The sequence below is a fragment of the Bacillus sp. C28GYM-DRY-1 genome (genome assembly GCF_030519405.1).
GTDB lineage: Bacteria > Bacillota > Bacilli > Bacillales > Bacillaceae > Bacillus > Bacillus spizizenii_A.
On sequence record NZ_JAUMKF010000010.1, the window covers coordinates 42360 to 68571 of the forward strand.

Below are 26212 nucleotides of genomic sequence, written 5' to 3' on the forward strand. Positions count from 1 at the left end.
GGACTGCGGCGGCTTCTATTATTTTTTCTGACTGTCGTCCATTTTCAGGACTGCCATAAATGCTTCTTGCGGCACTTCAACAGAGCCGACCTGCTTCATTCGGCGTTTTCCTTCTTTTTGTTTTTCAAGAAGCTTCCGTTTCCGCGAGATGTCTCCGCCGTAACATTTAGCCAATACGTTTTTACGCATCGCTTTAATGGTCGAGCGGGCCACAATTTTCTGGCCGATCGCCGCTTGAATCGGTACTTCAAAGTGCTGGCGCGGAATGAGCTCTTTCAATTTTTCTACAATTACTTTTCCGCGTTCGTACGCGTAATCGCGATGCACGATAAATGAAAGGGCGTCGATTTTTTCTCCGTTCAGCATAATGTCCATCTTGACAAGTTTAGACGGTTTGTAGCCAATCAGTTCGTAATCAAATGACGCGTAGCCTTTTGTGCTTGATTTCAGCTGATCAAAAAACTCATAGACGATTTCCGCTAATGGCATGTCATAAACAATGCTGACGCGATTAGCGTCTAAATATTGCATGTCGATAAAATTGCCGCGTTTCCCTTGGCAAAGCTCCATCACTGCACCGACATAATCGTTCGGCACCATCATTGTCGCTTTTACATAAGGCTCTTCTATCCGTTCAATCTTTTGAGGATCAGGCATATTTGACGGATTATCAACCACCACTTTTTCCCCGTCTGTCATATACACATCATATATAACACTAGGTGCTGTTGTGATGAGGTCGATTTTAAACTCACGCTCAATCCGCTCCTGAATGATTTCCATGTGAAGCATACCTAAAAATCCGCAGCGGAAACCGAATCCGAGCGCTTGGGATGTTTCTGCTTCATATTGAAGCGATGAGTCATTCAGCTCAAGCTTTTCAAGAGCTTCCCTTAAATCGTTGTATTTGGCCGTATCGATTGGATATAAACCGCAATACACCATCGGGTTCAGCTTACGATATCCAGGCAATGCTTCGGCAGCCTGATCAGCCGCGCTTGTTATCGTGTCACCGACGCGTGTGTCACCGACATTTTTGATCGCAGCAGTTAAAAAGCCTACATCGCCGACGGTCAGTTCATCTGTCGGAGTTGCTTTCGGCGTGAACACACCGACTTCTGTCACTTCAAACTCTTTGCCGGTTGCCATCATTTTGATTTTTTGCCCCGGCTTTACCGTTCCTTCAACAACTCTGATATACGCCACGACACCGCGGTAAGCGTCATAAAGTGAGTCGAAGATCAGGGCTTTGAGCGGCGCCTCCGGATCTCCGGTCGGAGCGGGCACCTTTTCTACGATCTGTTCTAAAATCTCCTCAATCCCGATACCGGCTTTTGCTGAAGCAAGCACGGCTTCTGATGCGTCAAGTCCAATAACATCCTCTACCTCTTGGCGCACGCGTTCCGGCTCGGCGCTCGGCAGATCGATTTTATTGATGACTGGAAGTATTTCAAGATCGTTGTCAAGCGCTAAGTAGACATTGGCGAGCGTCTGCGCTTCGATTCCCTGTGCTGCATCCACGACAAGAATCGCTCCTTCGCAGGCAGCTAGGCTTCGGGATACTTCGTACGTGAAGTCGACGTGTCCCGGCGTATCAATCAAGTGAAAAATGTATTCCTCTCCATCTTTTGCTTTGTATTTAAGCTGAACAGAGTTTAACTTAATCGTTATGCCCCGTTCACGTTCAAGATCCATAGAATCGAGCAATTGTTCTTTCATTTCTCGTTGAGTGATTGCCGACGTTTTTTCTAAAATGCGATCCGCTAAGGTCGATTTTCCGTGGTCAATATGGGCAATGATAGAGAAGTTCCGTATTCTCGACTGCCTCTCTAAACGCTTTTCTTTATCTGTCACAATCTATCACTCCTACTATTAAACGCAAAATACACTAGCTTAGATTATATCAATAGGATTGTAAAGATTCAATGTAAAACAAGAAAGAGAAAAGTTCCCTGTCATACCTGGGCTGCTTTTCTCTTTCACGCACCTATTGATTCATATCGCGTATCCATTCATACATTGACTGGGCAGTGTTGGTTACGGTATCAGAAAGCGCTTTTCCGGCTTTAGAAAACAAATTGAACGTTTCCACCTGTTCCAGCTGTTTTTGTTTTTCTTCTAAATCTTTCGCTGTGACTGTTTCTCCTAAGATCGACGCTTCTTTTTCATTATTTTTTCCGTCGGTGAGCGTAAACGCCCCCTTAAGTGACGGGTCATGATAACCCTTCATACTGAGCATCCCGTTATTCGCCTGCTGCATGCCGAACAGAACGCCTAAAAACATGATCGTGACAAGCAGCAAGCATTTGCCAAAGTAAGCAATCAAATCAACCACCTATTTCTTATTGTTTTTTCGTCTCTCCGCTCTCCGCGTTGACCTTTTCAGCATCCCAGTACATTTCGCTGAATACGTCCGCGGCTGCGTCAGCCGCATGCTGCAGCTCTTCAAGATTATTATCTACTCCGCCAAATTCGAGCAAAAGCGCTCTGTCGGTTAAATCCTGATTGTATACACCATTATCGCCTGGCGAGCCTTTTGAAAAGACACCTGTACTGAGTCCGGGGTATTTTTTCTCCATCAGCTTATGAAGCTCGCTCGCAATTTTATAGTTTTCTTCAAAGTTTTTGCTTTTTTTGCCGACGACAAAGGCTACGCGGGCATAACTTTTCCCTCTAATCGTTGCCGTCGTATCTTTTTTGCGCCTTGAATCTCTATGGATATCAATGATATATTGCAGATTTTTGTTTGAGGCGAGCGCATCTTTGACGACCGGTCTTGATTCATCATAGGATCTGGCATAGTTTAAACCTTTTTTGCTCAGCTTTGCCTGTATATCGGTTTTGTTTACTGTGGAACCGATGCCTTGGGATTCTAGCGCTTTTCCGAACATATCTCCTACGAGCGTGACGTTGGCTTTAGAATGGCGCGCCATATCAGGATCGGTCTCGCCTTTTAATAGCGGGAGATATGATTCCGTATTATGCGTGTGATAGATAAAGACAACCTTTTTGTCACCAGTTGTTTGTTTCGGCGGATCTTTTTGCGCATTGTCTGATTGTGTTTGCTGTTTTTTAATTTCCGCCAAATTCGCTTCTCTTTCTTCCTCCATCACCTTAGATGGCGGCGGAGATTCCGCCGGCATATTCGTATAGTCCGTGCCTTGTCCAGCCAACAGAATCTCGGTATCAAATTGCGCAAACCCCGGAAGCTCCCGGCCGAGAAAGCTCCGCGGATCTTCGAGATTAATACTTGTCGCCAGCTTCAAAGAAAGACGCGAAAGATGAAATGAGCTATCGGTTTGAGAAAGATCAGAAGCGAAATAATGGTTTTCCATCCGCAGCAAGTGTGCAAACACGTCACCCGGCAATTCTTCAGCAATCCCATAAAAAGAGTCAGACGAAGGCCTGAGTTCCGGCCGGAGAGACGTCAGCACACCGGATAGAACAAAAATCACGATTAGGCTTACGATAAATAGAAAGATGGCTTTTACCGCTTTCCCGCCATTTACCGCAACAACAATTTGTCTGTTTCTGCGTTTATTTCTCATTGAATCCCTCCAGCGCTTGTCTAGTAATTACTCTATGAACAAGCTAGAGGAAGTAGAACTTTTTAGTGATTGTAGGAGCCTTTGTTTTCTTGTGACACTTTTTCGTGAAGCGCTGTGTTTAACCCATTTGCCAGCACATTTGCCATATCGTCGATAAAAGAATCCACTTCCTTTGGCGTAACCATTAAGTTGTGGCCTAAAGGCGAAAGCACCTCGTGAATGAGCTGTCGTTTTTCATCTTCTTGAAGGGTTCCGACAATGCCAAGGAACGATTGACGCTGCTTTTGATCGGGAAGATCCCCTTCAGTGAGCACTTTCTTTTTCCCAAACGTCATGCCGGCCGGAACAAGCGATCTTGACGGCCTGTTATCCTTCATTTCTCTGCCAAAATGTTTTAATATGTAGTCCACTGTATCGCTGGCAATCGTCACAGCATCCACGACCGTGGGAACTCCGATGGCAATCACCGGTACGCCAAGCGTGTCTTTGCTTAAATCTTTTCGTTTATTCCCCACCCCTGATCCCGGATGAATGCCTGTATCCGATATTTGAATGGTAGTGTTGACCCTTTCCACCGCCCGCGCCGCCAATGCATCAATAGCAATGACAAAATCAGGCTTCGATTGCTCAATCACCCCTTTAATAATGTCGCTTGTTTCGATTCCCGTAATCCCCATCACACCAGGTGCAAACGCACTGACAGGCCTGTAGCCTTCCTGCACATTTTCCGGCTGAAGCTTAAACAAGTGTCTTGTTACCAATAGATTTTCTACAGCCATCGGTCCCAGTGCGTCAGGTGTTACGTTCCAATTGCCGAGCCCGACGATTAAACAGCTCGCATCTTTTGAGATATCAAGGCTTTCTAGAAAAGCCGAGAATTCCTCCGCAAAGACAGCAGAGACCTTTTCCTGCATTTCCGAATCATTTTCTCTGATTCCTTGCGCCTCAAGCGTTAAATAGCGCCCTTCTTTTTTTCCCGAGAGCTCCGCGCCTTCCTTTGTAATATCAACAGTGCGGATTTTAATGCCTCCGCGATCTCGTTCTTTTTCAATAAAACCTTTAATTTCTTTTGTCGGCACAGCCTGCTGATTGGCCATCGCTTCCTTCGTTTCAACTGCTAAATCGGTACGTATCAAATACTGATTAACATCCAGCTCACTCTTTTTCATCAGGGGGCCTCCTTCACATTAAGTACCTATATTGTTGCCATTTGCTGAATGAATCATGCTAAAAAGAGACCCTTCAAAGAAAAATACTTTACATTTATATTGCAATCTAAAGATGTGTTTGATAGAATACAATTTGTTCTATTGTGAAGAAGATTTAACCTTAAGACACTGTGCTACAGGTTGTATCTTAGGAGGTGAAACACATGCCAAACATTAAATCAGCGATTAAACGTACAAAAACAAACAACGAACGCCGCGTTCATAACGCGACAATCAAATCTGCTATGCGTACTGCAATCAAACAAGTTGAAGCTTCTGTTGCCAACAACGAAGCTGACAAAGCGAAAACTGCTCTTACTGAAGCAGCTAAACGTATTGATAAAGCAGTGAAAACAGGTCTTGTACACAAAAATACCGCAGCTCGATACAAATCAAGACTAGCGAAAAAAGTGAACGGACTTTCTGCATAATATAAAAACGATCCTCAATAATGGGGATCGTTTTTTTCATTTCTTTTTAACAGCTGTAAAAGGAACAGTTCGAGCAGGAGTTGCTTGTCCTTTTTCCCGGTTTTCATCTCATAGTCCATCACGGCAAGCTGTTCAATAATTGACCGCAGCTCCGCCTCTGAAAAAAGCCTTGCTTGATCCATCGCCAGTTTTACTCGAAATGGGTGAACTTTTAAATTAGAAGCGATTTGCTTTTGTCCGTACCCTTGTTCCGCAAAGTATTTTGTTTGCAGAATCAGCCGGAACTGGTTTGAAATAAGCGCCATGATTTTAATTGGTTCTTCATTTTGTTTGAGCAAATCATAAAAAATTTGCAGACTCTCCGTTCGTTTCCTGTTGACGATTTTATTAATCAGCTCAAAAATATTTTGTTCAAGGCTTCTCGCAACAAGCATTTTTACATCATCTAAGGTAATTTCTTCACGATCTCCAATAAACGTGCAGAGCTTTTGAATCTCCTGAAAAATCGATGACAGATGTCCATTCACAAGCAGAACCAAATGCTCCGCCGCTTCAATGCCGATTGTTTTCTGCTCGGTCTTTGCAAGGTTGACAGTAAAATCTGTCGTCTCCTTTGCGTTTAATTCCTTCGCCTCCATCATAAACGCGTGCTTCTTTAATGCTTTCGTTAGTTTTTTCCGCTCATCCAGCTTTTCATACGGGGCAAGCAGGACAAAGACCGTATAAGGCGCAGGCGATTGTATATATGTTTCAAGCGCACTGACGTTGTGCTCAATTTTTTCTTTTTTCTTTTCACCTGTTAAAAAATATGGATTTTTCACAATAACAAGACGCCGCTCCCCCATAAACGGGAACGTTTCAGCATCTGCAATTGCTTGATCCAGCGGGTTCTCTTCCAGATCAAAAACGGATAGGTTAAAATCCTTTGTCTCCTGATCAATGACCGTCTGTCTGATCCTGCTGACGGTCTCTTGCAGCAGATACGTCTCTTTTCCGTATAAACAATAAACCGGATGAACATCTCCCTTTTTCAGGCTTTTCCACACATCAAATACCATTATTGTACGACTTCCTCTCTTTCATCATCCCCTTCTATCCTAAATTGAGTTTGCAAAATAGTAAAGAGGAAGCCTGACTGCTGCTTCCCCATTTATATTAAACGCCTGTTCGCAAGCCCCCGGGACAGCTTTTAAAAAGGCGATAATCACCAGAACAGTAAACGTTACCTTCGCTTCTAGATTTTTCAAAACGATTCCATTATACTTAAATCAGTCAGGAGGGATAAAGTTGAATGATTTTGAAAAAAACGTTCAAAGCAAACGAAATGATGCTGTAGATTCAGCTGTTGGTTTTGTTGTGTCCTTCGGATTTTTCGCCTTCTTGTTTGTCATGGCAACGGTTATTCACCTGGTTGGTTCATAACAGCGACTGCCCGGGCTGCTGATTTCTCAGCAGTCTTTTTTTAGTTCGTCTCTGTTATATCTGATGTATCATATGGAGAATAGACAGAAAAGGTTCCAACTCTGTTTTTATATCTATATTGGATTGTTCCGTTTTGATCGGTGCGGAGCACACGGATGGAATGTCTCTGTAATATTTGCAGAACTTCTTCATGGGGATGATGGTATCGATTGTTTGCCCCCGCCGAGATAATGGCCGTTTTCGGCTGAAGCTGTTTAATGAATTCTTCACCAGTAGAGCCTTTGCTTCCATGGTGACCCACCTTTAATACATCCGCTTTTATGTTTTGAAACACATTCATTACCTCCTGTTCTCCTTCTTTCTCCAGATCCCCCGTCAATATCCAGCTCATACCGCCCGTTTTCATCCACAGAACGAGAGAAGAATTATTTTTGCTAGCCGGATCAGGTGTTTCCGGTGACAGTACATGGAACTTCAGGTCCTTTATTTGCAATACATCGCCTCGCTTCACCTCTTCAATTGGCACTCCCTCCTCTTTGGCAGCCTGCAGCACTTTTTCGTCTTTAGGTTCAGAAACGAACCCTTTCGGAATCACAAGGCGCTTCACTTTATGATGCTTTAGCAGAGTCTCCGCCTCTCCAATATGATCTTGGTCAGCGTGCGTCAGAATTAAAGCATCAAGCTGTTTAATTCCCTTAGCAGTTAAAAACGGAATCAGCACCTTTTCTCCCAGTGAAAACGGGTGCTGTTTTTCCCTAAGACATGGCCTCGCTGATGCGGAGCACCTACATACATGCTATCACCCTGCCCAATATCAATCATATCGACCTCTCCTTCAGAACTAAGACGAGGATAAACAATGAGAAGACTGAGCACAGCGAAACACATGCCGCCAGTTACCATCAGCTGTGAAAAGGAGTGTTTTTCAATCGCCATAAGCAATAGGATAATCGTGACCGTGAACAAAAAGAGCAGAGCGGGTGCGGGGCGTGCAATGATGATCGTGAATACATCAATCTCTGCAATTTTTGTGATGAGCTTGTTGGTCCAGCCCATCAAGAAATCAAACCAGCTGAAAACCAATCGACCGGCAGAAACGGAAAGGCTTAATAGAAAAACACCTGCTACAGCTCCCGGCAAAACACAGAATGTATAAAAAGGAACCAGCAACATGTTCATCGGTATGCTGATTATAGAAAACTGCTGGAAATGATATAGGAGAACAGGAAGTGAGCCCAACTGAGCAATCATCGATACCATTGCCAGCTGACCTAGGAAGGTTTTGACTTGCTGAAAAATAAGAGAGGAAAGGATTAAAGAAAAACTGACGGCGAACGACAGCTGAAAACCGGCCTCGAAGAGATAGTAAGGATTGAAGAGCAAGAGAACGATATATGAAAGGCAGACAGCACCGGCTGAATGCACACGCCATTTCACGAGACTTCCAGCTAAGTAAATCCCCGACATCAGAGCGGCGCGAAGCACTGAAGGAGCAGCGCCTGTCAACACCACATAGAGCGGCAGAAATAACAGCAACATGATTGACGCCTTTTCTCTTGTTATACCAATACGGATCATGATATAAAACAAGCCGGCTGTCAAAATGCCAATGTGAAGTCCTGAAATCGCCAAGAGATGGACGACACCAAGCTTTTGATACGCGTGAAGCACTTCGTCCTCCACATAAAATCTGTCACCGACTGTAAGTGCTTGTACGGTCCCTGCCGTATTAGGGGGCAGCAGGGCGTTTGTGAATGATATTATGTATTTTCTCAAACTGAGCAGCTTATACCTAAAATTTGCAGGTTCGCCGCAATTCTGGATCGATGTGACAGAGTAGTTCCAGTGAATATGCTGCCGGTAAAGATATTCGTTATAATCAAATGTACCCGGCACAGTTGAATGTTTCGGTTCTTCTAATGAACCTGTTAATTCACATGCCGTTCCTGGTTCTATGTGTGAAAGCCGATCTTTTTCATCAGCAGACTGAATGCGATATGATGCGGCCCATTTTTCACTATCAGGTGTCTTAACTACCATAGACATACGGTCACCATCAATTTTAGGAATGCTGTCAATCACTGCCTTGAATTGATAGGTGCCCCGCTGATATAAAGAAACATTCAGGGAGTCTGTGACTGTATACAGTAAAAAAAACAATATAAATGAGAAGAAACAAACTAAAATGAGAAAAGCATGTCTCGTTTTGATTAAAACGATAAGGAGAAAGAGGAAGAAGAGAAAAACAGCGGAGAAATAAGCGGCGGCAGTAATTCCAGCAGTTGCCGAAGCTGCCGCCAAAGGCAATAACAAACGCGAATTACGCATGAATCACACGTAGCTCGTGAAAAGTGTATTAGCCTGTTCATGTATCTTTTTCAAATCTTCCTCTGCTAGACCGGCATCCGCTAGTTTCTCTAATAGACCTGCTACAAATGAAAGCTTTTCTCTGTTTTTCAGATCAACAATCATTTCATCGAGTTCAACCTGTTCAACAGTTACACCCGCCTGTTCAAATAATTCCTGTGCATGCGGATTTGTTTTGTAATCCTCAGCATAATAAACCGTTTTGATACCAGCTTGAATGATAGATTTACAGCATTGAATGCATGGATAATGCGTCACATAAATCTCCGCTCCATCTGTCGGCACTCCAAACTTAGAGCATTGAAGAATTGCATTCATTTCCGCATGAATCGTTCTTGCGCAATGATCATCTATCATCAGGCATCCTTCGTCTGCACAATGCACGCCGCCCGCGATTGACCCGTTATAGCCTCCTGCAATCATGCGTTTGTCTCTGACTATAGTAGCGCCGACAGACAATCTCGGGCAGGTGCTGCGCAGCGCCAGTAAATGGCTTTGAGCCATAAAGTATTGATTCCATGAAATTCTTTCCACGTTGTTCCCTCCAAATGTTGTGTTGCCTGACCTATAGTTTACCTATCAATATGCATGACCGTCAAATCACTTTACTGTAATGGAAGACTTTATTTTCTCAAACGACTTTTCACCGATTCCTGAAACCTCCGTGATATCTTCAATTGTCTTGAACCGCCCATTTTCTTCCCTGTATGCAATAATAGCTTCAGCTTTGGATGGCCCCACCCCTGAGATGCCTTGTAACTCCTCTAAGGTTGCTGTATTGATATTTACAAGTGATCCCTTCTCTCCATTGGTTTTGACTGCGCCTCCGGTTCCTTGCGACACTGGTGACTCCTCTCCCTTTTTCGGAATATACACCACTACCCCGTCCTGCAGCAGCTCCGCCAAATTCACTTGCATGTCGTCTGCTTGTTCACTGGTCCCGCCGGCTTTCTCAATTGCCTGAGATACTCTGTCCCCTGTTTGCATTTCATAAACACCAGGGTGCTTAACAGCTCCTTTGATGTCAATCACAATCGTTTCGTTTGACTCATCTTTGACCGCTTCCTGCTTTACCTCCGTATAATCTGTCTCAGCTAATACAGTCTGCTTTATCTGCTCTTTGTTTTTCCCGCTCCCGCTGGCCAGGAAGAAAATAATCGCTATGAAAACAGCGGCAGAGGCCACTAACATAATTGCTTTCTTATGCTGATTCAACCAATTCATCGTGCATGTTCCCCGCTTTCGTCATATTTTATTTTAATAACACATATGGTTTAGAGGATAATAGCTAAAAGGAGGGGAAACCATTGAAGATAGGCTTTATCGGCACAGGAAATATGGGTACGATCCTTATAGAATCATTTATTGAATCAAGAGCAGCCGATCCCTCAAACATGACAATCACAAACCGCACAATTGAAAAAGCGTTGCACATAAAAAACCGCTACAACAGCATAAACGTAACAGAAAGTCTGGAAAAGCTTGTTTCTGAGAACGAAATGATTTTTATTTGTGTTAAGCCGCTTGATATATATCCTTTACTTGCAAGAGCGTTACCTTATTTAAGAAAGGATCATATTCTCATTTCAATAACAAGCCCAGTTCAAACCGAACAGCTCGAACAGTATGTGCCATGTCAAGTGGCGCGAGTGATCCCAAGTATTACGAACCGGGCGCTGGCAGGCGTTTCTCTCGTCACTTTTGGCACAAGCTGCGGAGAATCTGCAGAAACGAAAATCAATGAGCTGATGAAGCATATCTCTCATCCGCTGCAAATTGAAAGTGACATCACGAGGGTGGCATCAGATATTGTAAGCTGCGGTCCCGCTTTTATGAGCTATCTGATTCAGCGGTTTATAGATGCAGCTGTTTCGGAAACGTCAGTGTCCAAACAGGACGCCATTCTGATGTGTAAGGAAATGCTTGTCGGAATGGGGAAACTGTTAGAAACCGAATTGTATACCCTGCCTGCATTACAGGAAAAGGTTTGCGTTAAAGGCGGTGTGACAGGAGAAGGCATTAAAGCACTGGAAAGCGGTGTGCAGGATATGTTTCACCGGGTGTTTCAAAATACTCATTTGAAGTACGAAGAGGATATATCCGCAGTGAAGAAGCAGTTTGATGTGTAGACGAGTATGTCATACGTTTGTCTGTACTGCAAAAACATAAAAAAACATTTTAAAAAACCATCGTCTTAGGAAACGATGGTTTTTAATTTCTGCGCCTTGAAAAATAGGCGTTCTGATTGTGCTGATGGCTCTGAATCCGTAAAATCAGCTGTCACGCGATGAAGCTGAAAACCGCAGCTATTCAGCATTTCTTGGTATTCATCCACTGGGAACGTTCTTTGCTCGTGCGTCTCATCAAAGCGGTCATACGCTTCACCGTTCCACACAAAAAACGACATGTCATGAATGACAGAAAGCTCTTCACTCCCGGCAAAGCTCTGCCAAATATAGCTGATATCTTCATCTTGGTCAGCAAATGTGCTATCTGGAAAGACTTCGGCCATTTTATAAGATGAGTGAACATCAAACAGCAAAATGCCTCCAGGCTTCAGCACTCGAAATACACTTTTAAAGGTTTCGATCACATCATTTTTCGATTTTAAATAATTTAATGAGTCACAGCATATCGCAACAGCGTCAAACTGGCCATCAAAGCCGGTAATCTCTCTCATATCCTGCTGAAGAAAAAGAATAGGCTGGTTACTAGAGACCTTTTGCTGGGCGTAGGAAAGCATTTCCTCACTGAGGTCGATCCCCGTGACCTCGAAGCCTTTGTCGGCAAGCCGGATTGAGATTTCTCCCGTGCCGCATGCAAGATCGAGGATACGGCCTTTTTCCGGGAGAGATGTTTCAATCCACTTTGTCCATTGATCGTAAGGTGCGTGTGACATTAACTCGTCATACACGCTTGCAAAGCCTTGGTAAATCATTGGTTCAATCCAAGCTCAAGATCTGCGAGCGGAGCGTCCCCCCACAGCTTTTCAAGGTTGTAGTAGCTTCTTTCGTCCTTGTGGAAGACATGGACAATCACATCACCAAGATCAACGAGCACCCATCTTGCTTCATCGAAGCCTTCCATCTTTTTGACTTGAATGCCGTTTTCTTCAGCTTGATCTTTGATTTCACGGGCAATCGCTTGCACCTGTTTATCTGAATTCCCGTGGCAGATCAGAAAATAATCAGCAACCAGAGAAATGCCTTCCATATCCAGTGCTAAAATATCCTCTGCCCGTTTATCATCGCAAGCCGCAGCTGCGATCTTTAAAATGGACTTTTGGTTCATTCACAAATTCCTCCTGTTCAGTTGCCAGACACAAGCCAGTTATACGTTGAAAATGTGTCTGGAAAAACCGGTTGATTTTTTTTCATAAGAAACATCATTGTATTTTTGATGGATTGAATCAGCGCTTGATTTAAATCTGTCTCAGCAAGTTTACGTACCTCATCGACACCGGGAAATGCCCGGTTGGGCTCAATGTAATCGGCAACGTAAATGACTTTTTCTAAAAGTGTCATGCCAGGCCGCCCAGAGGTATGATACCTGATGGCGTCAAGAATGTCTTCATCTTGAACTCCCGCTTCTCTTTGGACCAAATAAGCGCCGACCGGAGCGTGCCATAGCTCCGGATTATGATCCAATAAATGTGAAGGCATTTTTTCTCGCGCAATAATTTGTTTCATTTCTTCTTTCGGGCGGAATTTGGCGTAATCATGAAAGATAGCTGCTGTTTCCGCTTTTTTAGGATCGGCTCCAAAACGCTCCGCAAGTTCGATCGCCGTGTTCATCACGCCAATCGTGTGGGTATATCGGTGTTCGGTCAATTGCTGCTTAACGCATGCAAGTGCCTCCTCACGATTCATATAAACCATTCTCCTCTACATACTTCTTCACTTTGTCAGGGATTAAGTAGTCAGTGGGCTTCTTGCTTTTAAACCGTTCCCTTATCATAGTTGATGATACCTCAAATTCCGGAACGTCTGCAAAGAGAAGCGGATAAGGGGTTTCAACATGAAAACCGGGGCGCTTTACTCCAATAAATTGAATGAGGTTCAGCAGCTCGTCCAGCTTATACCATTTCGGCAAATATTCAATCATATCGGCACCGATAATAAAAAACAACTGATCATTCGGATAACGCTGCTTCAGTAAAGAAACGGTATCAAAGGTATATGAAGGCCCTTCTCTTTCCATTTCAGCGAGTTCCAGCTTAAAGGACGGATTAGACTGAATCGCAAGCTTCAGCATTTCCACGCGATGAAAGCTGTCCGTATAGTTTTCGTCCTGTTTATGCGGCGGAATTTGATTGGGCATAAACCAAATTTCATCAAGCCCCGCTTGATACAGCACCTCATTGGCCATTAAGAGGTGACCGTTATGCGGAGGATCAAACGTGCCTCCGAAAATTCCGATTTTCTTCATTTCAACCACCTTTAAGGAAGCTCGATTTGTTTATTTTCCTTTGATTCCTTATATAACACAATCGTATTGCCGATTGTCTGCACCAATTGAGAGCGGCTTCCTTTTACTAGGGCTTCCGCTACATCGTTTTTATCCTCTTCGCAATTCTGAAGAACACTGACTTTAATCAGCTCTCTCGCTTCAAGCGCCTCAGCAATTTGCTTAATCATGTTGTCGTTTACTCCGCCTTTACCTACTTGAAAAATCGGCGTTAAATGATGCGCTTTTGAGCGCAAAAAACGTTTTTGTTTACCTGTTAACATTCTGTTCCTCCTAATTTTCCTATGACAATTGATCTCATTTTTTCAATATCAGGCTCTTGTCCAGTCCACAGTTGGAAAGACAATGCTGCTTGTTCAAGAAACATGCCCACTCCATCGAGTGTTTTCAGGCCTTTTTGGTTTGCTTCTTTTAAAAGAGCCGTCTGAATTGGATTATACACGATATCACATACGACGGCACTGCTTGCGGCACGCTGTAATGAAATCGGCACATCGTTCACGTTCGGATACATGCCCACAGACGTTGTATGGATAATAACATCATACTGCTCAAGCCTTGCTTCTGCTTCTTTTATGCTTAACACTTCTTTATTGTGAAACGAGGGAGTGGATTCTGTAAGCTGCTTTGCTTTTTCCAACGTCCGGTTGCAAATGTCAAACTTTTTCGGAACATTGCGGGCAATTGTTGTGAAAATGGCTCTTGCCGCTCCGCCCGCGCCGATCATTAAGAATGACAGTTCAGAGATGGGCTTGTCCAATACCTTCATTAATGACTTCACAAAGCCTTCCCCGTCGGTATTGTATCCAACAAGCTTGTCTCCCTCTCTTCTGACCGTATTTACGGCACCGATCACTTTTGCACTATCATCAATATGATCCAGGTAATCCATAATGGAAACCTTATGAGGAACAGTCACATTGATTCCTTGTACGCCAAGTGCTTTTATTCCTTTTACCGCATCTTCCAGATCATCCGCTTCTACTTTGAAGGCATGGTAATGTCCGTCTAGACTGAGATCTTTCAATGATGCGTTATGAATATCAGGTGACATGGAATGGCCAATCGGATTTCCGATAACCCCGTACAGCTTTTTCATACTCCTCTCCCCTTTTCATTAAATTAATGAGCGCCGAACAAATACGTGAACGCCTTTTGGCGCATAAGCAGTTACTTTTTTATCGGCGTCATGCACTGTAACCCAGCCTAGCCCTGAGAAAACGATATCTGTCTTTGTGTCTTTTATCGTAAACGTATGGGCGACCAATTCCGGAAACTCATCCATTTCATCTTTTCCTGGAGGTGTGAGCAATTCCCCTGCATGCTTTTCATAAAGCGCATCTGCATTTTCCAGTTTTGTTCTATGAATCATCAGCTCATTCGGCATATAGCAAATAAAAGGAGACCTTTCTCCTGACACATAATCAAACCTTGCAAGTCCGCCGAAATACAGTGTTTGCTTATCGTTAAGCTGGAATGTGCGAGGTTTCAGCTCCTTTTTAGGAGATAGTATCTTCAGGTCCTTTTTATTGACATAATGCGCCATTTGATGGTGGTTGATAATTCCCGGTGTGTCATAAAGCGCTGAGCCGTCGTCCAGCGGAATTTCAATCGCATCAAGGGTTGTGCCAGGAAATTGGGATGTCGTTATAATATCTTCTTCACCTGACACTTCTTTAATAACCCGGTTAATAAAGGTTGACTTCCCTACATTGGTGCATCCGACAACATAGACGTCTTTGCCGTTGCGATAATGCTCAATTGCATCAATTACTTCTCTAATCCCTTGGCCGCGTCCCGCACTAACCAAAAACACGTCAACCGGTTTTAAGCCAAGCTCTTTCGCTTCACGCTTCATCCACTGGATCAGACGCTCTCTTTTCAAAGACTTAGGCAAGATATCCGCTTTATTGCCAACCAATAAGATAGGGTTTCCTCCCACTAAGCGTTGCAGCCCATTGATCCAGCTGCCGTTAAAATCAAAAATATCAACAATTTTAACAACGAGAGAATCCGTTTCCCCAATACCGTGAAGAATGTTTAAGAAATCATCATCCGTTAAGGAAACATCTTGTATTTCATTATAGTTTTTCAGTCTGAAGCAGCGCTGGCAAATCACATTTTCTTTCGTAAGCGATGCAGGCGGCGCGTAGCCCAGACCTGTTTTGTCCTCGGTTTGGATTGTAACTCCGCAGCCGATACAAACAACCTTTTCCATTTCTTACTCCTCCCACTGAATGTGCCCTTTTCGTTTGAGAGCACTCAGTATTCTGCGTTCGACCTGGCGGTTAAATCGCGTAATGAATCCGTCAGAAGAAGCCACAGGCACGACCAAAATTGTATGATAGCCGTTTCGGTTTCCTCCGAGTACGTCGGTCAGCAGCTGGTCTCCGATGACAACGCAGTCCTCTTTTTTCAGCTCCATATTGGCCACCGCTCTGTTAAAGGCTTTGCCCATCGGTTTTCTTGCTTTATAGATGAATGGGATTCCAAGCGGTTCTGAGAAAAGTTTCACTCTTCTCTCATTATTATTAGAGACAATCGTCACTTTAATGCCGTGCTCCTTCATTTCTTCAAACCACTCGATCAAACGCGGCGTCGCGTTCGGTCTGTCCCACTCAACCAGCGTATTATCCAGGTCGGTAATAATTCCTTTTACATTTCGTTCCTTTAATTTCTCAGGTGTAATATGAAAAATATTTTTTACAAACTCGTCAGGTAGAAAAAACTTTTTTAACAAAACCCGCACCCTTCCCTTTTCTTTCTCTCAACATGATTGTCGAAAACAATCGAACTTGCGCCTGAAGAAAAACTGAGCAAAAAAATTTCGACAAAAATTGGGTTTCTTCACCAGTTGTGGATAAAATTACACACACTATCCACTCTTATTACATCACTCTTTAGACAAATTATAAACACGATACTCACAAGTTATCCACTTTTTGGTGTGGATAACAGAACGATTGTTCTTATATGCAATTCATGGTAGATTAAAGATAACTTTAGCCACAGATGAACGCAACTTATCAATGTATGCGTTAAAATCATGAATGATTCCAACTTTTAAGGAGGTGTCTCTCCCATTAATTGGGTTCCTAGCATGAGAAAACTGTCTGATGAATTATTAATAGAATCTTATTTCAAAGCCACCGAAATGAATTTAAACCGTGACTTTATCGAATTAATTGAAAACGAAATAAAAAGAAGATCGCTCGGACATATTATTTCCGTATCTTCTTAATAGAATTTGTCTATTTTTTCCGGGCGTATTTCCTTTTTTTACTCAGATGACTGATATTATATCACTTCGGTTACGGGCTTTACTACTGTTTTCAGCAAAAAACACCCCTAAAAAGAGGTGTTTTCAAGGGACGGTAACTATGCTAACCAATATATGCCGCCCACAACCAGGAGAACAACAACTAAAACAACGATAAAAGTGTATCCATATGCTCTGCTTGCGCCATACATGTGAAGCGCCTCCTTAAGTAAGCTTTATAACAGCCTATGTAGGAAAAATAAAACGGCCTAGGCCGTTGTCCGGCTCAGTACTTCAAAACCTGCCCATCTTGTATTCCTTCATATACAATCCTTGCCCCTTCAGGTGTCATATGATTGCCTGAAGGATCTATCAGACCGGATTGGATAAGCGCTTCATCAGTTGCTTTTCCGCCGTCTGCTTCTATAAAATGCTTCCAGTTGTCTACAAGAGGGACATTCAGGCGCTTCGACACATCTCTTGTAATATCGTTGTATGAATTGTGCCATTTTCTCGCCCCGCCTTTCGGTTCAAAAGCAGCTGCTTTATATCTCGAATAGTAAAACAGTTGATGCTTCCCGTCTCCTTCAATAATTGGGATACATGTCATTAGGATTGGCTTGATTCCTTGTTTTCTGCTTTCTTTAATAAAGTAAACCAGATTTTCTCTAAAACGCTGCTTCGACACTCTTGGCTTACCTCCAGTCAGTATCGCGGCATCATTCGTGCCGAACATAATAAACAAATGCTTCGGTTTCTGGTCCAAAACATCTGTCTGAAACCGTAAACGGGCATCCTCTGTCGTCTGTCCACCGATCCCCGCATTGAGTATATCAAGCTTTCCGCGTTCAGCCGTTTTTAATAGATTGACCCACTGTTGTGCTTTTGGATAATCGCGATAATCCCAATTAGAGCCTCGCGTATTGCTGTCACCAAATGCTACAACGTCTTCATATCCCCTTTCTTCGCACCCTGCTGTAACAAGCAGCAGAAGGAAAAGGATGAAAAAATGCTTCATTTTTACACCCCCAAAAGCCTCGCCTTAATGTTATACCTCTGTTTCCCTTCATTCAACGAAGAGTTTCTTCGTTATCTCTGTTTTTCCTATTGTTAACGTGTCCCCCTCAATGAAAATCATTCTTTCAATGCGGCATATCAGGTGATTCTTTTCAAATTCCCTTCTTCTCAATCGGAAAAACACGCAATGAATAGGATAGAAAATAACCTGAATCCACACTGGGAACAGGCTATTCCTTAAATCCCACATTCACTTTAACTTCGATTTAAGCTTGGCCTTCGTTTTAGGTCCATAGATACCGTCTGCAGTCAATCCGTTCATGAGCTGAAAACGCTTGACGGCATTCGCTGTTTTCGGTCCATAAACCCCGTCTACTCCATTATTTTTGGCGCCCTTATCAGGATAAAAATGAAGCGTCGCTAAAGCCTTTTGCAGTTGCAGGACGTTCGTGCCCTTTCGATAAGGCGAAGTGAGCTTGATAACCCCTGACGGCAGCGGATATGTTGGAGATGACTCTTTTGGAGGTGTATTGGAGGAAGAAATTCCGTTTATAAAAGAACTCCACTGATTCAAGAGTTTTCGCGGACATTCTTTCCCGGACCATTTTTTATGAGGAACGACATGTTTCAGCGGAATATTGTTTTCCTTCATTAGTGTTCGGATCAGCCACTGGGCATTTGCTGTTGCTTTTTCAAAATCGCCGTCTGCATTTTCGCAGATTTCAATTCCAATTGATTTGCGGTTCCCTGTCCCATTTGTACCATCACCCGCATGCCAGCCGTTTTCATCTAGCGGAAGATGCTGATAGATGACTGAATCATCAACTGTAAAATGCCAGCTGACAGATGTGCTTGGATTTTTGACATAATTGGCATGCATTTTCGCATCCGCGCCTTTTGCGGTATTCGCTGTATTATGCACCGTAATGTAAGCAGGAGTCATCGCATAGCCAGGACGATTGTCGTTTGATTCCGGTATAAAATCCTTTTTTATCGTAACCATTTCTATCCCTCCCTACTATTAAGGAATGCAGAAAACAGAAAGTTGGACAGCCTATTTTACAAAACAAAAAAAATTGTGTTCCCAATCGAACACGGTTTTCAGTTGAACCGCTGAAATGACACCAGTTATACTAATCCTAGATGACGGAGGTTTTGGCTCCTGACATCACCTTCGTTGGGAGTGACCATAGACATGTTAAAAAAGATACTAGGTATCATCGTGATGATTACTATCATTGCAGTCGGTTTTTTTCAGAAAGAAGCATGGCTTGATGCGATCAAAGCAGGAGGGCTGTTTTCTGTTTTATTCAGTATGCTGCTGATTGCCGCCGATGTCTTTTTCCCAATTGTGCCGTTTGCTTTGGTTGCCGCTTTAAATGGCGCTGTGTTTGGAATAGCCAATGGGATTTCGATTACATTAACCGGCTCAATGCTTGGTACAATGATGCTGTTTTTTCTCGCCAGGTACAGCTTTAGAGACTGGGCCCGAAAAAAAGTTCTGTCCTATCCTGCCATCCAAAGCTACGAGGCTTCCTTCCACAAAAATGCTTTTGCCGCTGTTTTACTAGGAAGGCTCATCCCGGTCATTCCTTCTCTTGTCATGAACGTGATATGCGGGCTGAGCCAGGTTCGCTGGCATGTTTTTTTCTTCGCGTCTTTCATAGGGAAAATCCCGAATATTATCGTTGTCACTATTGCAGGCGCTCATTTTACCAGCAATAAATTGCTGTCTTTCAGTATTTACGGAGCCTACATTCTGATCTTGATGCTGATCATTTATAAAAAGTTCCCTCATCTGCTGAAAGTGCAAAAAAAGTAAGGAGGCCTGTCCGCCCCTTACTTTTTCTCTGTCGCATGGCCTCCGAATTCATTTCGAAGTGCAGCGACAACCTTTCCTGTAAACGTATCATTTGTTAAAGAACGGTACCTCATCAGCAGCGACATAGTGATCACCGGAGTTGCCGTCTGCAGATCAAGCGCGGTTTCCACCGTCCATTTTCCTTCACCTGAGGAATGCATAATGCCTTTGATCTGATCCAGCTTCGCATCTTTAGAAAATGCTCGCTCAGTCAGCCCCATGAGCCAAGAGCGAATGACAGAGCCATGATTCCACACTCTCGCAACCTTTTCGTAGTCAAAATCAAATTGGCTGTTTTCAAGTACTTCGAATCCTTCACCGATCGCCGCCATTATTCCGTACTCAATGCCATTATGGATCATCTTCAAGAAATGTCCGCTTCCCGCTTCACCTGCGTATAGATACCCATTCTCGACAGCAGTATCCCGAAAAAGCGGCTCAACAATCTCCCATGCTTCGGGGTCACCTCCCACCATAAAACAGGCTCCATGGCGCGCACCTTCCATTCCGCCCGACGTGCCGGCATCGAGATAATAAATACCCGCTTCTTTCATTTGATTGTAGCGGCGAATCGATTCTTTATAATGAGAGTTTCCGGCTTCAATGACAATATCGCCTTTGGTTAATAAAGATGTCACATCACGCAAAACAGCATCGACAACGCCATGCGGCACCATAACCCATAGTATACGCGGCGTATCTAATGTAGAAATCAACTCTTTTAGATTCGTTGTCCCCTCAGCCCCATATGCTTTCAGTTCATCAACAGCAGCTTGATTTACATCATACCCGACCGCTTGATGATTGCGGTCCAAGAATTGCTTTCCTATGTTTATACCCATTTTGCCTAAGCCGATTAATCCGATTTTCATGTCTGTTCCTCCTGGTTGTCTAAAGAGCCTTTACTCTTTATGTTCCCAGTGAACTGTATTGTGATACGCAAAAACCATATGAGCTTATAGGTTTTCACTGCAAAAGGTTTGTTTCTTATGCAGCCTGTGTTTTTGATTTCCCGATACCGTCTGCGCCCCCCATCTCCGTTTCTGAGCTCTCCATTTATAAAACCATTAACTTATCCTTGATTTCCCAACCCATTAAGTTAAAATATGGGAAGAGAATTAGAGTTTTTCAGTAAAAGAAGGTGACATGTTGAAGGATCAATCTCACACTCTCATTGGAGTTACGAAAACCGCAGCATACTTTTTATATGCTGCACTTGGAATCATCGGCCTTACAATCGTGTATTTTATTCCGCAGATTGCAAAATGGGCTTTATCCCTTCCGTGGATTCCTTTTGAAGGGCCGCTCCGTCTCATCACCTCTTTTCAGGGCTCATCAGCTGCATTTATCACTGCACTGCTCGTGATGTGCGCGGGGATTTGGTTCGCTCATTCTGTTATTGCAATGCTACTGTCTGTAAAGATTACAGATGACACAGTGGAATTAATCAAAGGAAAGAAAGTGCAAACGATTCGTTCCGACGACATCGCTCTTGTGTTTATCGATCACAAACGGCTTGTCCTCCTTGGAACAGCCGGATATGAATTGGTACGCGAAGAAATTGATGAAAAACCAGTAAAGGTCGAGAAGGTCTTTAGAAAGCATAATTATAAATGGGCAGCAGATGGTGATCCACTTAAAGATCAATTTCGCCGGTGGATCCCTGATGCACCAGACCTCTCCCCAGGCGCCCATGCTTTATTGAAAGCTCGTCACAATGCACTGAAAGACGAGGAAACAGACGATGTTGAAGAATTCCGTCTCGAACTGGCACAGCTGGGCATCGTTGTTCGAGACGAAGGAACACGCCAGTATTGGCGAAAAGCACAAACCTATCCTCCGAACATTCAGCATAGCGAAGGAACGTAACAACAGAGGAGAGGCTCAAAAAAGAGCCTCTTATTCATTACTGCACAATAAAGAGCACTCTGGTGCCGTCAGGATAACCGCTCATTTGATTCCCTACCCACGAGCCGGCCCCGCGATTATCAGAAGGCGTGACATATCGAACATCAGCTCCTGCGCCGCCTTCCTCACAAACCGCCATCGGCCACTCATCCCGGTCATAGCCCGGCTTGGTCGGAAATCCTTTTAATGATTCCTGCCGCCTTTTGTCCGCTCCATCCCTGTCGATGGTGCAAACATCAGAATGTCCCTCTGCAATTGCATCTTTAATATGATCCCCCGTCTCCGGATAACGAGACAGCGGAAAATACAACACTTTGTCATACGTAGAAGCGCCTTGGATCTGTTGCGGAACCATTAAACAAAGAAGAACTGCTGCAGCAAGAACCAGGCCTGCCATCCATTTTTTCATTCTCATCCCCCCATACATTTTTTGTTCATTTCAATATATGGGCATTTGATAAAGATTATATTTAAAATTTGAAATTCGTATGCTGCTTACAAAAGCCAGGCTCTCCTGCGAGAAATTTCCCGGTACAGACACAGACAGCCTCACTCCCACATACATTTACATATAGGCTTTTGCCTACATACTTTTGTGGAGGTGACGATGGTGACAGGTGTTTTCGCAGCGCTCGGTTTTGTAGTTAAAGAGCTTGTCTTTTTAGTATCTTACGTGAAAAACAATGCCTTTCCACAACCGCTCTCAAGCAGCGACGAAAAAAAATACTTAGAGCTCATGGCTAAAGGGGATGAACATGCCAGAAACATGCTGATTGAGCATAATCTTCGCTTGGTCGCCCATATTGTGAAAAAGTTCGAAAATACAGGTGAGGATGCAGAGGACTTAATCTCCATCGGAACAATTGGGCTGATCAAAGGAATTGAGAGCTATTCCGCCGGAAAAGGGACAAAGCTGGCGACGTATGCCGCGCGGTGTATTGAAAATGAGATTGTTATTCCAAAAGGGGGGTGCAAAACCTTATACGAATATTAAATCTAAATAATCACCATGCCCACGTATAAGTTCCACATCATTTTTTGAAGAAATCCAAAAGTAATGAAATGTTAATCCTTCCTCTTCCCCGCCACCGGTTGGATTGTAATCCCAACATTCTGGAGCATCTAATACATTGATTCTATAAAAAAATCTATTGTGAACAGCTCCGTCGTCACTCTCCCAGAAGTCTTCTGCTATAAGCTTTTCTACCTCAAAGTTTTTCAAACCTGTTTCTTCTTCAATTTCCCTTATAACTGCGTTATATGTATGTTCATCATGTTTCACGGTACCTTTAGGTACTTGAATCCCAGCTTCTTTGATTGGATGTTGAAAAACTAAGACCTGAGTTTTTCCACCTTTATCTCTTGTAACATAACCATAGGCTTTTTTAATTGGGTTCAAATGTACTCCTCCTATTAAACTTGTCCATTTATTTGGTGTAGAGGAGCTTAAAAATGTAATCTCCTCTTTAATAAGTCTCAATATATACTGTGTTAGCATCCAAAACGGTAACTTCTTTCACGATAAAGTTAACAATTGTTTTTTTATCTTCAAGAGTCAAGTTATCTGCACCGATTGATTGAAAATAGTCGATAGCTCTTTTTAAAGCATTTTCGCTTGAGCTTGTATCATCTAATACTTTCATTTTTGATTGAATTTCGTTACACTTTTCAGTAAGCTGGTTTTGCTTTTTTTGCAGCTCAATAATTTGCACTTTGATTTCATCAATATCTAAATCATCGTCATCGCTTAGGCTGATTAGCGTTAAAAGACGCTTGCGGCCTTTTTTTGTTTTCTCTATCTCTTTTTGAATAAGTTCTAATTCATCAGACAGGTGATTAGATTGTTCAATCTCTTTAAAAGAAGCATATTTTTGAGGATTGGTGATGAATTTAAAAATCTCACCCCATACATGCCGGTTTAATTTATTCTCAGACATTTCTTTTCCGCAGCCACGGTCCTTTGCTCCAGAATAATTTTTCCGGCAAGTATACACATAATAGTCTTTACCGTGTGATTTTCTTTTCTTTCCTGTCATGGTATTTCCGCATTTCCCGCATCTAACCAAACCCGATAACAAGTAATTGTGAGGGCTAATACTCAAGTGTTTTCTTTTACTTTGACCTAAGAGTTCTTGAGCATAATTCCATTGTTCAGCTGGAACAATTGCTGGAATTGCCACAGTGATTTGCTCTTCTTCAGGCCTTATTTTAATTATAGATTTGTTCCCTGCCTGCTTTGAAACATAGGAACCCTCCGTATCATATTTATACTGTTTATGTTCACCCTTATAAGAAGAGTTCATCAATATCTGTCGAACAACCTGCCTGTGCCATACTTTGGCGCCTTTTTTTGTTTTAACCCCCATCTGTGTTAAATGTAGGGCAATACCATTTACTCTGCCGAAAAAAGGGCTTTTGTGATCGGTGAAATAGTCGAAAATCATCCGAATAATTTTTGCTTCCTCTTCAAATATCTCAAGAGTTCTTTTCTCTTTAACAAATTTATAGCCATATAGTTTGGAATCTTTAATGATCATGCCTTTTTTCATTTTTTGAAGTCGGCCACTAGATGTCCGTTCTTTGATTTTGGCTTTTTCAAATTCCGAGATCGCTCCGCGCATAGCGAAAAACAATTGGCCTTCTGGAGAATTGGCGTATTCACCATTTACAAAAATCAAAGGTATGTTTCGCTTACGCAATTCGTCATCAATGATAAGCTGATTCATTAATTTCCGAGAAAGACGGTCAGGATCGTAACAAATGACTTGACTTATAAGTCCCTTGCTTGCATCCTCCCTCAAGCGATTCAAAGCCGGACGTTCTAAAAGCTCTCCTGAAAATCCTTCATCGGCATACTTCAGCACATCCTTAGTCCCTGCTTTCTTTATACAGGCCTCGATCTGGCTGTCGATGCTCGATCCCTTGATCGCTTGCTCCTCGGTCGATACCCTTACATATATTGCTATCACCCTGGATCTCCTTCCTATAAAGTTTTATTAAATAATGATAGCAATCGTTAATGCATTTGTCAGCTTGCGGTCCCTCGATGATTATTACCTTCATAAAATGCATCACCCCTTGGGTAATGCTATGTGACAAGTGTTTGTCCTAATGAGGTGATTTTCAATGAGTATGAAAACAAATAAAAAAACCGATGGTTTAAATCATCGGTTTATTCTCTGACGTATACCACGCCCACTAGTCCCTCAACATAGTAAATCCATATCATTGGTTATTCTGAATAATTGGTATAGTTATCAAATAGTTACTGCAGCTAATTAATGTTTCTCTATCTGGACTTTCCCAGAAATTTATTTCTCTAAAGGAATATTTACACAAAAGTCATTCATAAATTTTGACACTTTTCATATTCTTTATTTTGAGTCCTTACATTAAGTTAAAGAAGTTACTTTTTAATCGAATATCGTATTTCCTCTGACTTTATTTGTTTAGCTATAATGTTAATAACGTTCCTCAGAAATTCCTTTTTTGTTAATGACGCAGTCCCTCCACCTTGAGCTAACGTTTTATTTCCCCCCCCTTTTCCATTAATAAGAGAAAGGCTTTCTTGCATAAGGGTTCTCATGTCCATTTTATTTGTTGATCCTCGCCCACAAACCAGTTGGTAGCGATTATCGTTCTCTGATAAGAGAAAAATAAGGGATCGTTTTTCTTGCTCGGCAATCATTTTTGCTAGCTTTTGAAGTTCTTGGATAGATCGATCTGAAAAGGTTTCTATAATAACTACAGTATCATTTTGAATTGTGCTGTTGGCTAATAAATCATTGGCTTCATACTGAAGTATTTTTTCATTAGATTCTAGAAGCTCTTTCTCTAGCTTCTTTACATTTTCAAGTGAACGTTTTACAGCTTCACTTAATTCCCCTTCAGGACGATTAAGCAATCCAGTCAATTCAATCAATACCTTTTGTTTTTGATCGAATTGGGCTATTACCCGATTACCACATACAAAATACAAACGAATTTTTTTTCTTTGTCTTTCCCAACTCAATACTTTAATTGCTCCGACTTCCCCTGTAGCACTAGGATGTGTTCCACCGCATCCGTTATAATCAAATTCATCGATAATGACAAGACGAATATTTTCTTTTACAGATGGGGTTTTACGAATTGGATAATTTACTAAGTCATCATATTCTATCCACTTTGTAACTATTGGTCTATTTTCCATTATCATGTAGTTTGCAAGCTTCTCTGCTTTTCCTACTATTTCCTCTGTTAATTCTGATATGTCAAGGTCAATGGTAACTATATCTTTTCCAAGATGAAATCCAACTGTATGAATATCATACAACTGTGCAAATGCCGCTGACAAAATATGCTGACCCGTGTGCTGTTGCATGTGATCAAAGCGTCGTTCCCAGTCAATAACCCCAACGACCTTATCATCTGAATGTGGTAAAGCCCTTTCTATATAATGACGAATTTCTCCATCTACCTCTTCAACGTTTAAAACTTTGACTCCATTCAATGTCCCTATATCATGTGGCTGGCCACCGCCGGTTGGATAAAAGGCTGTTTTCTCTAAGGTAATGTAAACATCACCTTTTTTGTCCTGTTGTTGTTTCAAGATTTTCGTTTCAAACGTTTTTAGATAGGGATCTTTGTAAAATAGTTTGTGATTACGTATGCTCATGCCTATCCCCTTATATATGAAGTTTTCCAAATACGTTATGGATATTTTTAAATAGGCTCTTCATGCT

Annotated in this window: 29 protein-coding genes and 3 pseudogenes; 7 read left to right on the forward strand and 25 right to left on the reverse strand. The window is 42.5% G+C overall.

Annotated features, from left to right (window positions below):
• Nucleotides 1-18: 18 nt before the first annotated feature.
• From lepA to gpr, 4 genes are all read right to left on the reverse strand, one after another.
• Nucleotides 19-1854: a translation elongation factor 4 gene (gene lepA / locus Q3W56_RS11350; RefSeq protein WP_114150366.1), complete on the reverse strand. Its 1836-nt coding sequence runs from the start codon at nucleotides 1852-1854 to the stop codon at nucleotides 19-21.
• A 133-nt stretch (nucleotides 1855-1987) separates the two neighbouring features.
• Nucleotides 1988-2326 (reverse strand): YqxA family protein, encoded by a 339-nt coding sequence (locus tag Q3W56_RS11355; RefSeq protein WP_019715032.1) that lies wholly within the window; start codon nucleotides 2324-2326, stop codon nucleotides 1988-1990.
• 16 nt (nucleotides 2327-2342) lie between these two features.
• Nucleotides 2343-3548 (reverse strand): spore autolysin SpoIIP, encoded by a 1206-nt coding sequence (gene spoIIP, locus Q3W56_RS11360; RefSeq protein WP_302895547.1) that lies wholly within the window; start codon nucleotides 3546-3548, stop codon nucleotides 2343-2345.
• Nucleotides 3549-3610: 62 nt separating this feature from the next.
• Nucleotides 3611-4717, reverse strand: coding sequence for a GPR endopeptidase (gene gpr, locus Q3W56_RS11365; RefSeq protein WP_019715034.1), 1107 nt, complete (start codon nucleotides 4715-4717; stop codon nucleotides 3611-3613).
• Between the two features lie 203 nt (nucleotides 4718-4920).
• On the opposite strand from gpr, the gene rpsT reads away from it, so the two are divergent.
• On the forward strand, nucleotides 4921-5187 hold the full coding sequence (gene rpsT, locus Q3W56_RS11370; protein WP_003229989.1) for a 30S ribosomal protein S20: 267 nt from the start codon (nucleotides 4921-4923) through the stop codon (nucleotides 5185-5187).
• 14 nt (nucleotides 5188-5201) lie between these two features.
• Here the strand turns inward: rpsT and holA are convergent, their stop codons facing one another.
• Nucleotides 5202-6245, reverse strand: coding sequence for a DNA polymerase III subunit delta (holA, locus tag Q3W56_RS11375; protein ID WP_302895548.1), 1044 nt, complete (start codon nucleotides 6243-6245; stop codon nucleotides 5202-5204).
• Nucleotides 6246-6284: 39 nt separating this feature from the next.
• The gene (locus Q3W56_RS11380; RefSeq protein ID WP_302895549.1) at nucleotides 6285-6434 is read right to left on the reverse strand and encodes a hypothetical protein; all 150 of its coding nucleotides are present in this window, start codon (nucleotides 6432-6434) and stop codon (nucleotides 6285-6287) included.
• Between the two features lie 40 nt (nucleotides 6435-6474).
• Between Q3W56_RS11380 and Q3W56_RS11385 the strand changes: the two genes are divergently transcribed.
• A complete protein-coding gene (locus tag Q3W56_RS11385; protein ID WP_003229983.1) occupies nucleotides 6475-6609 on the forward strand; it encodes a YqzM family protein in 135 nt (44 codons plus the stop codon).
• A 40-nt stretch (nucleotides 6610-6649) separates the two neighbouring features.
• On the opposite strand, the pseudogene Q3W56_RS11390 reads toward Q3W56_RS11385, so the two are convergent.
• From Q3W56_RS11390 to Q3W56_RS11400, 3 genes and pseudogenes are all read right to left on the reverse strand, one after another.
• Nucleotides 6650-8937 (reverse strand): annotated as a pseudogene (locus tag Q3W56_RS11390) (DNA internalization-related competence protein ComEC/Rec2).
• 3 nt (nucleotides 8938-8940) lie between these two features.
• Nucleotides 8941-9510 carry a ComE operon protein 2 gene (locus Q3W56_RS11395; RefSeq protein WP_019715037.1) on the reverse strand — a complete coding sequence of 190 codons (570 nt, stop codon included), beginning with the start codon at nucleotides 9508-9510 and terminating at the stop codon, nucleotides 8941-8943.
• A gap of 66 nt (nucleotides 9511-9576) precedes the next feature.
• On the reverse strand, nucleotides 9577-10200 hold the full coding sequence (locus Q3W56_RS11400; RefSeq protein ID WP_302895550.1) for a helix-hairpin-helix domain-containing protein: 624 nt from the start codon (nucleotides 10198-10200) through the stop codon (nucleotides 9577-9579).
• A gap of 83 nt (nucleotides 10201-10283) precedes the next feature.
• Between Q3W56_RS11400 and comER the strand changes: the two genes are divergently transcribed.
• Nucleotides 10284-11105 carry a late competence protein ComER gene (gene comER, locus Q3W56_RS11405; protein WP_302895551.1) on the forward strand — a complete coding sequence of 274 codons (822 nt, stop codon included), beginning with the start codon at nucleotides 10284-10286 and terminating at the stop codon, nucleotides 11103-11105.
• Between the two features lie 65 nt (nucleotides 11106-11170).
• Here the strand turns inward: comER and Q3W56_RS11410 are convergent, their stop codons facing one another.
• From Q3W56_RS11410 to Q3W56_RS11445, 8 genes are read right to left on the reverse strand one after another with little or no spacing between them, the layout of a single operon-like run.
• Entirely contained in the window at nucleotides 11171-11914 is a 744-nt protein-coding gene (locus Q3W56_RS11410) for a class I SAM-dependent DNA methyltransferase (protein WP_302895552.1), read from the reverse strand.
• Complete coding sequence (gene rsfS / locus Q3W56_RS11415) at nucleotides 11911-12267, reverse strand: ribosome silencing factor (protein WP_166850602.1); 357 nt, start codon at nucleotides 12265-12267, stop codon at nucleotides 11911-11913. Before rsfS ends, Q3W56_RS11410 begins: the two co-directional genes overlap by 4 nt.
• A 17-nt stretch (nucleotides 12268-12284) precedes the next feature.
• Nucleotides 12285-12845, reverse strand: coding sequence for a bis(5'-nucleosyl)-tetraphosphatase (symmetrical) YqeK (gene yqeK, locus Q3W56_RS11420; RefSeq protein WP_166850599.1), 561 nt, complete (start codon nucleotides 12843-12845; stop codon nucleotides 12285-12287).
• Complete coding sequence (locus Q3W56_RS11425) at nucleotides 12835-13404, reverse strand: nicotinate-nucleotide adenylyltransferase (RefSeq protein ID WP_166850596.1); 570 nt, start codon at nucleotides 13402-13404, stop codon at nucleotides 12835-12837. Before Q3W56_RS11425 ends, yqeK begins: the two co-directional genes overlap by 11 nt.
• 11 nt (nucleotides 13405-13415) lie before the next feature.
• Nucleotides 13416-13706, reverse strand: coding sequence for a ribosome assembly RNA-binding protein YhbY (yhbY, locus tag Q3W56_RS11430; RefSeq protein ID WP_003226133.1), 291 nt, complete (start codon nucleotides 13704-13706; stop codon nucleotides 13416-13418).
• Complete coding sequence (gene aroE / locus Q3W56_RS11435; RefSeq protein WP_302895553.1) at nucleotides 13700-14542, reverse strand: shikimate dehydrogenase; 843 nt, start codon at nucleotides 14540-14542, stop codon at nucleotides 13700-13702. Before aroE ends, yhbY begins: the two co-directional genes overlap by 7 nt.
• 18 nt (nucleotides 14543-14560) lie before the next feature.
• Entirely contained in the window at nucleotides 14561-15661 is a 1101-nt protein-coding gene (yqeH, locus tag Q3W56_RS11440) for a ribosome biogenesis GTPase YqeH (protein WP_268400131.1), read from the reverse strand.
• Nucleotides 15662-15664: 3 nt separating this feature from the next.
• The gene (locus Q3W56_RS11445) at nucleotides 15665-16183 is read right to left on the reverse strand and encodes a YqeG family HAD IIIA-type phosphatase (RefSeq protein ID WP_019715046.1); all 519 of its coding nucleotides are present in this window, start codon (nucleotides 16181-16183) and stop codon (nucleotides 15665-15667) included.
• Between the two features lie 360 nt (nucleotides 16184-16543).
• Here Q3W56_RS11445 and sda point away from each other — a divergent pair, with 360 nt between their 5' ends.
• Nucleotides 16544-16684 (forward strand): sporulation histidine kinase inhibitor Sda, encoded by a 141-nt coding sequence (sda, locus tag Q3W56_RS11450; RefSeq protein WP_003226124.1) that lies wholly within the window; start codon nucleotides 16544-16546, stop codon nucleotides 16682-16684.
• Between the two features lie 304 nt (nucleotides 16685-16988).
• On the opposite strand, the gene Q3W56_RS11455 is transcribed toward sda, so the two are convergent.
• Together Q3W56_RS11455 and Q3W56_RS11460 are read right to left on the reverse strand one after the other, a co-directional pair.
• Nucleotides 16989-17720, reverse strand: a complete 732-nt coding sequence (locus tag Q3W56_RS11455; RefSeq protein ID WP_302895554.1) for an SGNH/GDSL hydrolase family protein — start codon at nucleotides 17718-17720, stop codon at nucleotides 16989-16991.
• Nucleotides 17721-17969: 249 nt separating this feature from the next.
• Nucleotides 17970-18722, reverse strand: a complete 753-nt coding sequence (locus Q3W56_RS11460; protein ID WP_302895555.1) for a peptidoglycan recognition protein family protein — start codon at nucleotides 18720-18722, stop codon at nucleotides 17970-17972.
• Nucleotides 18723-18914: 192 nt separating this feature from the next.
• Between Q3W56_RS11460 and Q3W56_RS11465 the strand changes: the two genes are divergently transcribed.
• Complete coding sequence (locus Q3W56_RS11465; protein WP_302895556.1) at nucleotides 18915-19541, forward strand: TVP38/TMEM64 family protein; 627 nt, start codon at nucleotides 18915-18917, stop codon at nucleotides 19539-19541.
• Nucleotides 19542-19558: 17 nt separating this feature from the next.
• Here Q3W56_RS11465 and gnd read toward each other — a convergent pair whose 3' ends face one another.
• Nucleotides 19559-20452 (reverse strand): phosphogluconate dehydrogenase (NAD(+)-dependent, decarboxylating), encoded by an 894-nt coding sequence (gene gnd / locus Q3W56_RS11470; protein ID WP_302895557.1) that lies wholly within the window; start codon nucleotides 20450-20452, stop codon nucleotides 19559-19561.
• 274 nt (nucleotides 20453-20726) lie between these two features.
• Here gnd and Q3W56_RS11475 point away from each other — a divergent pair, with 274 nt between their 5' ends.
• The gene (locus Q3W56_RS11475; RefSeq protein WP_302895558.1) at nucleotides 20727-21449 is read left to right on the forward strand and encodes a YqeB family protein; all 723 of its coding nucleotides are present in this window, start codon (nucleotides 20727-20729) and stop codon (nucleotides 21447-21449) included.
• 37 nt (nucleotides 21450-21486) lie between these two features.
• Here Q3W56_RS11475 and Q3W56_RS11480 read toward each other — a convergent pair whose 3' ends face one another.
• Nucleotides 21487-21897: a NucA/NucB deoxyribonuclease domain-containing protein gene (locus Q3W56_RS11480; RefSeq protein WP_302895559.1), complete on the reverse strand. Its 411-nt coding sequence runs from the start codon at nucleotides 21895-21897 to the stop codon at nucleotides 21487-21489.
• A 198-nt stretch (nucleotides 21898-22095) separates the two neighbouring features.
• On the opposite strand from Q3W56_RS11480, the pseudogene Q3W56_RS11485 reads away from it, so the two are divergent.
• Nucleotides 22096-22446, forward strand: a pseudogene (locus Q3W56_RS11485) (sigma-70 family RNA polymerase sigma factor); the annotation flags it as partial.
• Nucleotides 22447-22467: 21 nt separating this feature from the next.
• Here Q3W56_RS11485 and Q3W56_RS11490 read toward each other — a convergent pair.
• The 4 genes and pseudogenes from Q3W56_RS11490 to Q3W56_RS11505 form a co-directional block, all read right to left on the reverse strand.
• A complete protein-coding gene (locus Q3W56_RS11490) occupies nucleotides 22468-22887 on the reverse strand; it encodes an NUDIX hydrolase (protein ID WP_041850034.1) in 420 nt (139 codons plus the stop codon).
• Nucleotides 22888-22954: 67 nt separating this feature from the next.
• A complete protein-coding gene (spoIVCA, locus tag Q3W56_RS11495; protein ID WP_286059872.1) occupies nucleotides 22955-24415 on the reverse strand; it encodes a site-specific DNA recombinase SpoIVCA in 1461 nt (486 codons plus the stop codon).
• Nucleotides 24373-24551 (reverse strand): annotated as a pseudogene (locus tag Q3W56_RS11500) (hypothetical protein). Before Q3W56_RS11500 ends, spoIVCA begins: the two are co-directional and overlap by 43 nt.
• Nucleotides 24552-24894: 343 nt before the next feature.
• Nucleotides 24895-26145 (reverse strand): alanyl-tRNA editing protein, encoded by a 1251-nt coding sequence (locus tag Q3W56_RS11505; RefSeq protein ID WP_302895560.1) that lies wholly within the window; start codon nucleotides 26143-26145, stop codon nucleotides 24895-24897.
• Nucleotides 26146-26212: the final 67 nt, after the last annotated feature.